General features: G+C 65.7%; 12 protein-coding genes. 2 read left to right on the top strand and 10 right to left on the bottom strand.

Annotated elements, in window-relative coordinates:
- Position 1: 1 nt before the first annotated feature.
- Complete coding sequence (locus QYS36_RS15405) at positions 2-274, top strand: HPr family phosphocarrier protein (RefSeq protein ID WP_308840312.1); 273 nt, start codon at positions 2-4, stop codon at positions 272-274.
- Between the two features lie 51 nt (positions 275-325).
- Here the strand turns inward: QYS36_RS15405 and QYS36_RS15400 are convergent, their stop codons facing one another.
- The 6 genes from QYS36_RS15400 to pmbA form a co-directional block, all read right to left on the bottom strand.
- Positions 326-457 (bottom strand): hypothetical protein, encoded by a 132-nt coding sequence (locus QYS36_RS15400; protein WP_308840311.1) that lies wholly within the window; start codon positions 455-457, stop codon positions 326-328.
- Between the two features lie 21 nt (positions 458-478).
- The gene (locus tag QYS36_RS15395; RefSeq protein ID WP_308840310.1) at positions 479-1,090 is read right to left on the bottom strand and encodes a superoxide dismutase; all 612 of its coding nucleotides are present in this window, start codon (positions 1,088-1,090) and stop codon (positions 479-481) included.
- A gap of 12 nt (positions 1,091-1,102) precedes the next feature.
- The gene (locus QYS36_RS15390; protein ID WP_308840309.1) at positions 1,103-1,552 is read right to left on the bottom strand and encodes a hypothetical protein; all 450 of its coding nucleotides are present in this window, start codon (positions 1,550-1,552) and stop codon (positions 1,103-1,105) included.
- A 52-nt stretch (positions 1,553-1,604) separates the two neighbouring features.
- Entirely contained in the window at positions 1,605-2,993 is a 1,389-nt protein-coding gene (locus QYS36_RS15385; RefSeq protein WP_308840308.1) for a class II fumarate hydratase, read from the bottom strand.
- Positions 2,986-3,381: a FagA protein gene (locus tag QYS36_RS15380; protein WP_308840307.1), complete on the bottom strand. Its 396-nt coding sequence runs from the start codon at positions 3,379-3,381 to the stop codon at positions 2,986-2,988. The genes QYS36_RS15385 and QYS36_RS15380 overlap by 8 nt, the downstream gene beginning before the upstream one ends.
- Before the next feature lie 215 nt (positions 3,382-3,596).
- Positions 3,597-4,943 carry a metalloprotease PmbA gene (gene pmbA / locus QYS36_RS15375; protein WP_308840306.1) on the bottom strand — a complete coding sequence of 449 codons (1,347 nt, stop codon included), beginning with the start codon at positions 4,941-4,943 and terminating at the stop codon, positions 3,597-3,599.
- A 102-nt stretch (positions 4,944-5,045) separates the two neighbouring features.
- Here pmbA and yjgA point away from each other — a divergent pair, with 102 nt between their 5' ends.
- The gene (gene yjgA / locus QYS36_RS15370; RefSeq protein WP_308840305.1) at positions 5,046-5,564 is read left to right on the top strand and encodes a ribosome biogenesis factor YjgA; all 519 of its coding nucleotides are present in this window, start codon (positions 5,046-5,048) and stop codon (positions 5,562-5,564) included.
- Positions 5,565-5,599: 35 nt separating this feature from the next.
- On the opposite strand, the gene tldD is transcribed toward yjgA, so the two are convergent.
- The 4 genes from tldD to rng are packed head-to-tail and all read right to left on the bottom strand — an operon-like array spanning position 5,600 to position 13,224.
- A complete protein-coding gene (gene tldD, locus QYS36_RS15365; protein ID WP_308840304.1) occupies positions 5,600-7,042 on the bottom strand; it encodes a metalloprotease TldD in 1,443 nt (480 codons plus the stop codon).
- Entirely contained in the window at positions 7,039-7,893 is an 855-nt protein-coding gene (locus QYS36_RS15360) for a carbon-nitrogen hydrolase family protein (RefSeq protein WP_308840303.1), read from the bottom strand. Before QYS36_RS15360 ends, tldD begins: the two co-directional genes overlap by 4 nt.
- Positions 7,894-7,907: 14 nt before the next feature.
- Positions 7,908-11,735, bottom strand: coding sequence for a YhdP family protein (locus tag QYS36_RS15355; RefSeq protein ID WP_308840302.1), 3,828 nt, complete (start codon positions 11,733-11,735; stop codon positions 7,908-7,910).
- Positions 11,736-11,766: 31 nt separating this feature from the next.
- Complete coding sequence (gene rng, locus QYS36_RS15350; RefSeq protein WP_308840301.1) at positions 11,767-13,224, bottom strand: ribonuclease G; 1,458 nt, start codon at positions 13,222-13,224, stop codon at positions 11,767-11,769.
- Positions 13,225-13,291: the final 67 nt, after the last annotated feature.

Below are 13,291 nucleotides of genomic sequence, written 5' to 3'. Positions count from 1 at the left end.
GATGCCCGCCCGTGAAATCACCATCATCAACAAGCTCGGCCTGCATGCCCGGGCGGCTGCCAAGTTCGTTGGCGTCGCGGGGCGCTTTCCGTGTCAGGTGAGGATTGGTCGGAGCGCCGAAGCACTGGTCGATGGCAAGAGCATCATGGCGGTGATGATGCTGGCAGCCGGCAAAGGCACCAACGTCCACCTGCTGACCGAGGGTGAGCGCGAGGACGAGGCGCTGCAGGCCCTGGTCGATCTGATCAACGACTACTTCGACGAAGGCGAGTAGCCCGTTCGGCTAGGGCAGCGGCGCGCAGGACGCGCCGCCCAACCGGGTTGCTCAAAACCAGCCCGGGGCGCCATTCAGGAGCTTGCCGACGAGAATCAACCCGCCGGCAAAAACCACCATGAAACCCAGTGCATGACGCAGTGAGCGGCGGTTGGCCACGATCAGCTCATGCAGTGGGTTCATGGCGGCTCCTGAAACCGTCGATCACGCCATCGCGGCTTGGTAGCGACGGGCAACCTCCGCCCAGTCCACGACGTTGTAGAACGCGCCGATGTATTCCGGACGACGGTTCTGGTAACGCAGGTAGTAGGCATGTTCCCAGACGTCCAGACCGAGGATCGGCGTGTTGCCATTCATCAACGGGCTGTCCTGGTTACCGGTGCTCTCGACCACCAATTTCTTCTCCGGCGTCACGCTGAGCCACGCCCAGCCGCTGCCGAAACGGGTCAGCGCCGCCTTGGTGAAGGCTTCCTTGAAGGCTTCGAAGCCACCCAACTGGCTGTCGATAGCGGCTTTCAAGTCGCCCTGGGGCTCGCCACCGCCATTGGTGCTCATCACCGTCCAGAACAGCGAGTGGTTGGCGTGGCCGCCACCGTTATTGATCACGGCGCCGCGCTTGTCTTCCGGCACCTCCTTGAGGCGGGTCAGCAGCTCCTCGACCGGCAGCTCGCCCAGCGGGTTGCCTTCCAGGGCGGCATTGAGGTTGTTGACATAGGTCTGGTGGTGCTTGCTGTGGTGGATCTCCATGGTCTGCGCATCGATGTGCGGTTCCAGGGCATCGTAGGCATAAGGCAGAGCAGGCAGGCTATACGGCATGGTTTCACTCCTCTAATGGTACTGACGGGGGGCAGGCACAAGGCGTGCTGCCGTTGATGCATCGCCGGACGCCTGGGCATCCAGCAATCGATCTGTACGGGGGTAGGCCACGTGCTCGGCGACAAAGTTCAATACACTGGCATAGGTGCGCCGGCTGTGGTTCATGGCGGCCTGGCGCAATGCGGGGGCCAGATGCTCGGCCGCCATGCAGCGCAACAGGTGCTCGTGACAGGCACACAGGTGCTCGGCAGCGCCCTCGGGGTGACCGATCGCCAACTGCAGATCGGCCAGGTTGTGCTGCGAAACAACCAGCGCCGCCACGGCTGCATCGGCATCGCGCCAGCGCTCGAACAGCACCTGCGCCAGGGCAAGTGCCTGCAGATACTGTTCGCGTGCCTCGACCCAGCGGCCTGCGGCGAAGTAGCGATTAGCGGCGGCGATGAGTCGTTGCCACTGTTCCATGATCGGCCTCCTCGCCTGGGCTCGGCACACCGCTGCGCGAACGCTGCAGCGCTTAGAGACCGCCCTTGGTAAGGCGCTCGGGGTTGAGCAATTGCTCCAGTTCGGCACGCCCCAGCTCGGTCATTTCCTCGGCCACGTCGATGATCGGCCGGCCTTCGCGGTAGGCCTGCTTGGCGATTTCCGCAGCCTTCTGGTAACCGATCAGGGGATTGAGCGCGGTAACCAGGATCGGGTTGCGCCCCAGCGCTTCCTTGAGCTTGGGCTCGTTGACCTTGAAGCTGGCGATGGCGCGGTCGGCCAGCAGACGGCTGGCGTTGCTCAGCAGCTCGATGCTGCCGAGCAGGTTGTGGGCGATCACCGGCAGCATCACGTTCAGCTCGAAGTTGCCGGACTGCCCGGCAATGGCGATGGCGGCGTCATTGCCGATCACCTGCGCGGCGACCATGGCGGTGGCCTCCGGGATCACCGGATTGACCTTGCCGGGCATGATCGAGGAGCCGGGCTGCAGGGCCTCGAGTTCGATCTCGCTCAACCCGGCCAGGGGCCCGGAGTTCATCCAGCGCAGATCGTTGGCGATCTTCATCAGCGAGACGGCGGTCGTCTTCAGCTGCCCGGACAGTGCGACTGCGGTGTCCTGGGAGCCGATCAAGGCGAAGAAGTTGCTGCCCGGGGTGAACTGCCGAGCGGTCAAGGCGTTGAGCTCCTGGCAGAACAGTTCGGCAAAGCGTGGATGGGCGTTGATGCCGGTACCGACCGCCGTGCCGCCCTGGGCCAGGGCCTGCAGCGCCGGCAGTAGCCCGGTGAGCAACTGGATGTTGGCCTGTATCTGATGGGCCCAGCCATCCAGCACCTGGCTCATGCGCACCGGCATGGCATCCATCAGGTGGGTGCGACCGGTTTTCACGTAGGGCTGCACCTCCAGGGACTTGTTGCACAGCACTTCGAGCAGATGCCCCAGCGCCGGCAGCAGCCTTTCGCTGACCTCGATGGCGGCGCTGACATGAATGGTGGTGGGAATGATGTCGTTGCTGCTCTGCCCGCAGTTGACGTGATCGTTGGGGTTGATCGGCTCGCCCAGGATGCGTGTGGCCAGGGTGGCGATCACCTCGTTGGCGTTCATGTTTGAGCTGGTGCCGGAGCCGGTCTGGAAAACGTCCACCGGGAAATGTTGCATGAAGTCCTCGGCCAGCAATTGCTGGCACGCCGCAACGATGGCATCGCCCTGGGCGGGCAGAATCTGCTCCAGATCGACGTTGGCGCGAGCGGCGGCTGCCTTGGCCAGCACCAGGGCGCGAATGAACGCCTCGGGCATGGCCAGCCCGGACACCGGGAAGTTGTCTACCGCACGCTGGGTCTGGGCGCCATACAGCGCCTCGGCGGGCACAGCCAGCTCACCCATGCTGTCGCGTTCGATACGGGTGTCGCCGTGGTGGTTACTCATAGGGGTTTCCTTCTGCCAGTTCGGAGATCGAAAGCGAGGGCTGCATGCGCAACGTCGCCAGGCGATTGCGCACGCGGATCAGGCTGCACTGCTGCTCGCGGTCGACCGCCAGGTGCTGCAGGGCATAGAGCGAGCGATAGGCATGATCCAGGCAGACACTGCGCCAGTGCCAGGGCAGTGCCGTGTCGCAGGCGGTGTCCATGAGCAGGGTCAGGGTGGTCAGCGACATCCGCCAGGGGCACAGGCGCCCGTGTTCGACCAACTGCCGCCCCTGGGCCCAGTGCAGCTCCAGCAGCCGCGGCTCGTCCGGCAGCAGCGCGCAGCGGATCCTCAATCCCAGCCAGTGCCAGCAGTCCAGGCAAGGTGTGGTGCGGGTGCGAAATCTCATGGCAATCCCTCAAAAGATAATGATATTAATTCCTAAATAGGAAAAATAATCAATCCCTTGCGGCGAATGCAACCGCAGGTGGCGATTCAGGGTGATGGCCGATTTACGCTCAGACAGGCCCCGCGGGCCGTTTGGAAAAAGCAGGTGGATGAGCGAAACCGTCGCCTTGCGCGACGGCTTGCGAGACAGCGGGCGCCAAAGGCGCCCCTGGGGATTCAGCTACCGGCGACGGTCATCTTCTCGATCAGCACCGAGCCCGTGCGGATATTGCTGCGCAGCTCCAGATCGCTGCCCACGGCAACGATCTGCCGGAACATGTCGCGCATGTTGCCGGCAATGGTCACTTCCTGCACGGCGAACTTGATCTCGCCATTCTCCACCCAGTAGCCACCGGCACCGCGGGAATAATCACCGGTCACCATGTTCAGGCCGTGGCCCATCAGCTCGGTGACCAGCAGGCCACGGCCCATGCGCTTGATCAGCGCCTGCTGATCCTCCTCGCCATGACTGACGAACAGGTTGTGCACGCCCCCGGCGTTGGCGGTACTGGGCATGCCCAGCTTGCGGCCGGAATAGGTGCTCAGGATGTAGGAGACCAGCCGACCACCTTCGACGAACGGCTTGGCATAGGTGGCCAGGCCGTCGCCGTCGAACGCGGCGCTGCCCATGGCGCGCGGAATGTGCGGGCGCTCGTCGAGGTTCAGCCAGGACGGGAACAACTGCTCGCCCAGGGTACCTTCGAGGAACGACGACTTGCGGTACAGCGCACCGCCGGAAATCGCCCCGAGAAAGCTGCCGAACAGGCCGGTGGCCAACTCGGCGGAAAACAGCACGGGTACCTCGCAGGTCGGCACCGGGCGAGCGCCCAGGCGGCTGACCGCCCGCTGCGCGGCGCGCCGGCCGATGCTGGCAGCGTCGGCGAGCAGATGGCCCTGGCGGTTCACGTCGTACCAGTAATCGCGCTGCATCTGCCCTTCGCTCTCGGCGATCATCACGCAGCTGAGGCTGTGGCGGGTGCTGGCATACCCCCCGACGAAGCCGTGGCTGTTGCCATACACGCGACAGCTCTGATGGCTACCCAGGCTGGTGCCATCGGCATTGCGGATGCGCGGGTCGGCATCGAAGGCCGCCGCCTCGCAGAGCAGCGCACGCTCGATCGCCTGCTCCGGGGTGATGTCCCAGGCGTGGTAGAGGTCCAGCTCCGGCAGCTCGCGCGCCATCAACGCGGCATCGGCCAGGCCGGCGCTCTCATCCTCCGAGGCGTGCTTGGCAATGGCCAGGGCAGCGGCCACGGTTTCGCGAATGGCCGCCTCGCCGGTGGCCGAGGTGCTGGCCGAGCCCTTGCGCTGGCCGACGTAGAGGGTGATGCCAAAGCCCTGATCGCGATTGAATTCGACGGTTTCCACCTCGCGCTGACGCACCGTGGTGGACAACCCCTGCTCCACCGACACGGCGACCTCGCAGGCCGTGGCCCCCTGCTTGCTGGCCTCGGCGAGAATCTGCTCGACCTGCGCCTGCAAACCTGGCAACGCGGCGGGTCCGACTACTTCCACTTCACTCATAACGACTCCTGAACGGGGGCCACAGCGGCAACGACGCGGGTCGCGCATGCGGCAAGAAACTTGCTGCTATCATGGCGGCGTTTCCCATTGGATCACCGCACAATGTCTGATTACTCCGATGACTTCTCCGGCGAGAAGAGCAAAACCCAGGTCAAGCGCGAGCTGCATGCCCTGCAGGACCTTGGCCAGCGCCTGGTCGGCCTCAAGCCCGACCTGCAGCGCAAGCTACCGCTGACCGACGCCCTGCGCCGGGCACTGGAAGAGGCACCGAAGCACACCGCCAATTCGGCCAAGAAACGCCATGTCCAGTTCATCGGCAAGCTGATGCGCGAACAGGACATCGAGGCCATTCTCACCCTGCTCGACCAGGTCGACGCCTCCACGCGCCAGTACAACGAACGCTTCCACAATCTCGAACGCTGGCGCGACCGGCTGATCGAGGGCAACGACGAAGTGCTGGAAAAATTCCTCACCGACTACCCCGCTGCCGACCGCCAGCACCTGCGTGGGCTGATTCGCCACGCCCAGCACGAAGCCGCGCAGAACAAGGCACCGGCGTCGTCACGCAAGATCTTCAAGTACATCCGCGAGCTCGACGAAGCCCAGCGCGGCCTGCGCTAGGTTTCGCCGGGCCGCGTGGCTGGCAGCGGCGCGGCTCAAGCGCCGGTACCGCCGACCGTGATCGCATCGATCTTCAGGGTCGGCTGGCCAACGCCGACCGGCACCGACTGGCCGTCCTTGCCACAGGTGCCGACACCGCTATCCAGCGCCAGGTCGTTGCCAACCATCGAGACCTTGCTCATCGCCTCCGGCCCGTTGCCGATCAGGGTCGCGCCCTTGACCGGCGCGGTGATCCTGCCGTCTTCGATCAGGTAGGCCTCGCTGGTGGAGAACACGAACTTGCCGCTGGTGATGTCGACCTGGCCACCGCCGAGGTTGGCGCAGTAGATGCCCTTCTTCACCGAACGGATGATTTCCTCGGGGTCGCTTTCACCGGCCAGCATGTAGGTGTTGGTCATGCGCGGCATGGGCAGGTGCGAGTAGGACTCGCGGCGGCCGTTGCCGGTGCGTGCCACGCCCATCAGGCGGGCATTGAGCTTGTCCTGCATGTAGCCCTTGAGCACGCCGTTCTCGATCAGCGTGGTGCACTGGGTAGGCGTACCCTCGTCGTCCATGCTCAGCGAGCCGCGGCGCTCGGCCAGGGTGCCGTCGTCGACGATGGTGCACAGCTTGGACGCTACCTGCTGGCCGATCTTGCCGCTGTAGTTGGAGCTGCCCTTGCGGTTGAAGTCGCCTTCCAGGCCATGGCCGACCGCCTCGTGCAGCAGCACACCGGACCAACCGGCGCCCATCACCACCGGCAGGGTGCCGGCCGGCGCAGCGATCGCTTCGAGGTTGACCAGCGCCTGGCGCAGCGCCTCGCGGGCGTAGCCCATGGCGCGATCCTCGTTGAGGAAGTAGCGGTAGTCGGTACGCCCGCCGCCGCCGTGGCCGCCACGCTCGCGGCGCCCGTTCTGCTCGACGATCACGCTGACGTTGAAGCGCACCAGGGGGCGGATATCGGCGCCCAGGCTGCCGTCGGTGGCGGCGACCAGCACGCGATCCCAGACCCCGGCCAGGCTCACCGTCACCTGTTTGATGCGTGGGTCCAGGCCGCGGGTCGCGACATCGATACGCTTGAGCAGCTCGACCTTCTGGGCGCGGTCGATCACGTCCAGCGGGTTGTCGGCGGCGTACAGCGGCATCACCTGGGTGGCCTTGAAGGCCTGCACACGGCCCTGCTGGCCGGCGCGGGCAATCGAACGCGCGGCGCGAGCCGCCTGGCTCAGCGCCTCGGCGGTGATCGCATTGCTGTAGGCGAAGCCGGTTTTCTCACCGGACTGGGCGCGCACGCCCACGCCCTGATCGAGGTTGAAGCTGCCTTCCTTGACGATGCCGTCCTCGAGCACCCAGGTCTCCGAGACCTGGGTCTGGAAGTACAGGTCGGCGGCATCGATTCCCGGGCCGGCCAGCTCGCCGAGCACGCCCGGCAGGTGCTCCAGGGTCAGGCCGCCGGGGCTCAGCAGTTGCTCGCTGACGGTCGATAACAGGTCGCTCATAAGGTCTCCACATCAGGCTGCCGCGGTTCGGCCGCAGCGAAAAATCGTTTGTGCCGCAGCACCGGCATACGCTCGCGGATCGCGGCCTGTGCGCCGGCATCGCGAGCGGCCAGCAAAGCCGCCTCGCCCTCGGGCTGTTCGGCCAGCTTACACCCCCAGGGGTCGACGATCAGACTGTGGCCGTAGGTTTCCCGGCCGCCAGGGTGAATGCCGCCCTGGGCGGCCGCCAGCAGATAGCACTGGGTCTCGATGGCACGGGCACGGATCAGCACCTCCCAGTGCGCCGCGCCGGTAACCCGGGTAAAGGCCGAGGGCGCGCTGATCAGCTCGGCGCCTGCCTCCCGCAAGGCGCCATACAACTCAGGAAAGCGCAGGTCGTAGCAGACGGTCAAACCCAGACGCCCGACTGGCGTATCGGCCACCACCACCTGCTCGCCATGAGCGTAGTCATCCGACTCGCGATAACGGCCACGGCTGTCGCTGACATCCACATCGAACAGGTGCAGCTTGTCGTAGCGGGCGACGCACTCGCCGTGGGCGTCGACCAACAGCGAACAGGCCCGAGGCTTGCCAGCGGGCTGGCCTTGCGGCGGCAGCGGCAGGGTTCCGGCCACTATCCACAAACCGAGATCACGGGCAGTACACCGCAACCACGGCAACACCGGCCCCTGGCCACTGGCCTCCAGATGCCCCAGCGCGGCGGCATCGCGGCGCCCTAGGGCCGAGAAATTCTCCGGCAACACCGCCAACCGCGCGCCACCCGCTGCGGCCTGCTCGAGCAGGCGCCGAGCCTGGACCAGGTTGGCGGCGATATCGTCCTGGCTGGCCATCTGGATCACGGCGAATGACATCAAGGCCTCCAGGCTCAGTTGGGTTTCTCGAACGGCTTGTCGAAGGTCAGTTGCGGATCGTGCAAGGTACCCTTGACGTCGTACTGCACGCTGGCGAAGCGCGCCACGCGGTCGCCGAGCAGCTTGTCGGCAATGAACAGCGCACCGCCGATGGCCGGCGCACCGACGATCAAGGCGGCGATCGGCAGGTTGTTGGTGACCGGCAGGGTCACCAGCAGCTTGGCATCGATGCCCTCGTTGACCATGTTCAGGGTGCCGTCGAGCTCCAGGTTACTCGACGGCCCGGTCATGGTGATCGGCCCCTGGGTGACGAACACGCCGTCGGTGGCCAGCATGTTGCCCTTCACCCGGTCGTAGCTCAGGCCCTTGTCGAGCAGGTCGGAGAAGTCCAGGCGCAGGCGGCGGCCGATGGAATTGAAGTTCAGCAGCCCGAATACCCGCAGCGCCGAGGCCGAGCCCTGCACCTCGACGAACTGGCCCTTGCGCAGCGCCGCATCGAGGCTGCCGGAATAGCGCTTGAGGTTGAACCAGGCAGGTGAGCCCGGCCAATGCCCGTCGGCATCCAGGCGGAAGCTCTCGCTGGTCGCCGACGGCGCGTAGCCCCAGGCCTTGAGCACTTCGGAGAGTTTTTCACCCTGCATACGCCCCTTGTACCAGCTGCGCGTCTGCCCCGGCACGCCCTGCCAGCCAATCGCGCCGCCCAAATGCAGGCCCTTGAGGTTGATATCCAGGTCGCTGAACTGCACGCCCTGGCCATCCGGGCGCGCCTTGAGCGACCAGGTGCCCATGTCGTCATTGCCTTGGAACACGTGGGCGATACGCAGGTTCAGCGCCGGAATCTGCCGCGGGTCGAAGTTGGCCAACGGGTCGGGGCCTTCCGGCTCCGGCGCGCCCTCGGTCTTTGCCTTGGCGGCCGGCAGGCGCACGTATTCCATGTCGGCGACGATGGGCCGATCCGCTGCCTCGAACAGATCGATACGCCCCTTGGCCAGGGCGCTGTCCAGATTCAACGACCAACCGCCCTCGAGTGGGCGCAGGCCGACATCGAGCTCATCGAGCTGCTGGCCAAGCCCCTCGAAACGCCCGATGCGCAGCTCGGCATCGCTGAACAGCTGCTGGGCGTCCTGACGCGACGACTGCTGATAGGGCTCGATTGCCTTCTGCCACTCGGCCAGGTTGACCCGGGCGACACGCCCGCGTACGCGCACACCGCGGTTGGGCGGCAGAATCGCCGGGCCATCGCCGAGGCGCAGCTCGCCGCGGCTCTGCTCGAACTGGCCAGGCGGTGCGGCCAGGGTGAAGCTGGCGACGTCCGCGTAGTCGAGCCAGTAGCGCTGCTCGGCGCCGCCGAAATTCATCCGCCAGTCGGCATAGCGCTCCTCGTTGGCCGCCTTGCCGAAGGGTGCCGGCAGGGCAATGCTCAGGCCCTTGAGGTTGGAATCGACGCGCAGCTGGCTTTGCGTGCCTTCGAGGCTCAAACGCAGGCGATACGGCAGGCTGCCTTCGGCGGGCAGCTTCTGCTTGACGCCCAGCCATTGCGTCAGCTGGTTCAGGGCCACCACGCCATTGGCTTCGATATGGCTACGCGCCTGCCCGGGCCGGCCATCGGCCACTGCCTTGCCGCGAATGGCGTGGCCGAGCGCTCGCGCGCTGATCGACGGTGCGCTCAGGCCCTTACCCGTGTCATAGCGGAAATCGCCGGTCACGTCAGTCAGTTGCAGCTCGGGCTTGCTGATGGTCAGCGCAGCCTTGTCGGCGCTGAAGTCGACGATCACCTTGGCCTGCTCGCCCTTTTGCAACGGGATATCCAGATCCAGCGCGCCATCCAGGGCGCCCTCGCCCTTCCAGCCGGCGAAGGTATCGGCGACGCCCAGCGGGGTTTCCTGGAGGATCTTCAAGCCATCGCCGACGCTGCTGTGCAGCTTGCCCTTGAGTTTCAGGTGCGGGGGCTGGCCTGGGTCGACATGGGGGATATCGGCGAACACCTCACGCACGCGACTATCCAGAATGCGGCCTTCGGACACCCGTACACGCACGCCACTGTCTTCGATCAGCACCTGCCCGCTGGCATCGCGCAGCACAGGCCAGCCGGGCTGGAAGGCCAGCTCGGCATCCTGTACATCGAAGAACAGGCTGATGCTGCGAACCGCCGGATCGGGGTTGCGATTGATCGAACCCTGGTACTGGAAATAGCCCTCGTTGACCTTGCCGCCGTGAATCGCGGTTTTCAGCCACTCATCCAGCGCCGGGCTGAGTGCCCGGCTGGGCAGGTATTTCTCGGTGAAGCGCGCGTCGCCATCGCGGATGCCGACGCGCAGGTCCATGTAGTCCTCGCGCTCGGGATCCTTGAGCATGCGGATCAGGAAATCGCCAGCCACCTTGCCCTCCTCGCCCACCACCTGCAGGTAGGGCGCGCGCAGGGTGAAACCTTCATCATCGAGGGTCCAGGTCAAGCGGCCCTTGGCCTGCTGATAGACCCAGGCCTTGGGAAACAGGGTGGTGAGGTGCAGGGAGAAATCTTCGCTGTCGACCTTCAGTTCACCCTCGCCGAGATTGCCGCTGATGCTGCCGCTGCCATTTTCCACGGCGGGCGACGCGTGCCAGGCGGAAAAGCCCACACGCTCCAGATTGGCCGAGAACTGCAGCCGCTCGGGGCCTTCGAGCTCCGGTTGGAAGCTGGCGTTGAGGTTGCGCAGGCCGCCATGGGGCTTGAGGGTCTGCAGCAGCTCCAGGGCGGTGTCCGGCAGCGGTGCCAGGCTTTCGACCAGCGGCACCAGGGGGCCGACATCGAGGCGATCGGCGCTCAGTTTCCAGCGCTGCGATTGGTCATTACCGGCCGCCTGGTGGCCCAGGGTGATGCGCGCCTCGCCCCAGCGGTTGTCGCCACGGCTGAAGGCGAAATCGTCGAGCAGCAGGTCGAAATCATCGCCCTTGCGCTCGAAGTAGGCATTCAGGGTCAGGTCCTTGAGCGCGACGGCCTTGCGCTCGCCAAGTTGGCCTTCCATGGCGGGGGCATGCAGGCGGGTCACCGCACGCTGCAGCTGACGCCTGTCCCATACGCCCCACAGCTCACCGCCCAGTTGCAGCTGCTCCAGGTGCCAGTCGCGGGTCAGTTTGGCCGGCAACCAGGCGGCCCAGTCGCTCTGCGGCGCGCTGAGGTACAGCTCGGCGCGGGCGTCCTGCCAGTGCTCGGGCTGGATACGCGTGCGCAGCTGCAGGGCCAGGGGCTGGCCATCCGGCAGGTGCAGGCGCGCATTCAGGCGCTGCCGGCTGCTGCCGTTATCGACGCTGAGATTGATATCGGTGAGCTGCAGCGGCTTTTGTTCGTGGGGCTGGATGCTCACTCGGCTGCCCAGCAAGGAAAGATGACCGAGCACCTGGGACTGGCGCAGCGCCTTGGCGATATCCAGCGGCGGCTGGTCCTCGCGCTGCGGCAAGCCCTCCACGTGCCAGGCGCCCTGCTCGTCCTCGCGCAGGGTCAGGCTCAGGCCGTCGAGCTGCAGGTCGGCGAGGCGTGGCTGCCAGGCCAGCAGGCTGCCGAGCAGGTCAGGGACGACCTTCACCTGGTCAAGGGCCAGCGCCTGCTCGCCGTCGCCAACGCGCAGATCACGCACCGTGAGCAGCGGCGCGAAACCGCTCCAGTGGCCTTCCAACGCGCCGATACTGACCGGCATGCCCAGGGCCTCGCTGGCGCGGGCTTCAGCTTCCTGGCGATACTCGGCCACCAGCGGCACCAACTGGCGGCCCAGGCTCACGTAGAAGGCGGCCAGTACCAGGCCCAGCGCGCACAGCCCCAGGCTCCAGCGCAACAGCGTGGCGAACGCCAGCCCCAAACGCGCCATTCAGTTCATGCCCCGGCCCGGCCGGGCTCCGTCAAAGCAGCACCACATCGTATTGTTCCTGGGAGTACATGGTTTCGACCTGGAACTTGATGGTTCGGCCAATGAATGCCTCGAGGTCGGCGACGTTGCCCGACTCTTCGTCGAGCAGGCGATCAACCACCTTCTGGTTGGCCAGCACGCGATAACCCTCGGGTTGATAGGCACGCGCTTCGCGGAGAATCTCCCTGAAAATCTCGTAACAGGTGGTTTCCGCAGTCTTCAACTTGCCGCGGCCCTGGCAGTGGCTGCACGGCTCGCACAGCACCTGCTCGAGGCTTTCGCGGGTGCGCTTGCGGGTCATCTGCACCAGGCCGAGCTCGGTGATGCCGATGATGTTGGTCTTGGCGTGGTCGCGCTCCAGCTGTTTTTCCAGGGTGCGCAGCACCTGGCGCTGGTGCTCCTCGTCTTCCATGTCGATGAAATCGATGATGATGATGCCGCCCAGGTTGCGCAGGCGCAGCTGCCGGGCAATCGCGGTGGCCGCCTCGAGGTTGGTCTTGAAGATGGTTTCCTCGAGCGTGCGATGACCGACGAAGGCGCCGGTATTGACGTCGATGGTGCTCATCGCCTCGGCCGGATCGATGATCAGGTAGCCGCCGGATTTCAGCGGCACCTTGCGCTCCAGGGCCTTCTGGATCTCGTCCTCGATGCCGTGCAGGTCGAAAATCGGCCGCTCGCCCGGGTAGTGCTCCAGGCGGTCGGAAATTTCCGGCATCAGTTCGGCGACGAAGCTGGTGATCTTGCCGAAGGTCTCCCGCGAGTCGACGCGGATCTTCTCGGAACGTGGGCTGACCAGGTCGCGCAGGGTGCGCAGGGCCAGGCTCAAATCTTCGTAGATCACCGAGGGCGTCGGCGCGCTTTTCATCTGTTCGGCGATCTGCGTCCACAACCGGCGCAGGTAGCGGATATCGACGAGGATCTCCTCGGCCCGGGCGCCATCGGCGGCGGTACGCAGGATGAAACCGCCGGCCTCGGCAATACCCTCGGCGGCCACGCAGTCGGCGACCACCTGCTTGAGGCGCTCGCGCTCGGCTTCGTCCTCGATCTTCAGGGAAATGCCGACATGACTGGCGCGCGGCATGTACACCAGGTAGCGCGACGGGATCGACAGCTGGGTGGTCAGCCGGGCGCCCTTGCTGCCGATGGGGTCCTTGGTGACCTGCACGGTCAGGCTCTGGCCTTCGTGCACCAGGGCACTGATGCTCTCCACGGCACTGCCTTCACGGCTGGAGATTTCCGAGGCATGGATGAACGCCGCACGCTCCAGGCCGATATCGACGAACGCCGCCTGCATGCCAGGCAGCACGCGCACCACCTTGCCCTTGTAGATGTTGCCGACGATGCCGCGGCGCTGGGTGCGCTCGACGTGCACTTCCTGCAGGACACCGTTTTCCACCACCGCCACGCGCGACTCCATCGGCGTGATGTTGATCAGAATCTCTTCACTCATGCGCCCATCTCTTGGCTGAGATGAAGCTGAAAGCTGCGCCGGGCTCATCATGCTCGGGTCTTCGCGG

The sequence above is a fragment of the Pseudomonas sp. G34 genome (assembly GCF_031119625.1).
Lineage (GTDB): Bacteria > Pseudomonadota > Gammaproteobacteria > Pseudomonadales > Pseudomonadaceae > Aquipseudomonas.
The sequence above is the reverse complement of the archived record's forward strand: the minus strand, read 5'-3'. Positions and strand labels throughout refer to the sequence as shown.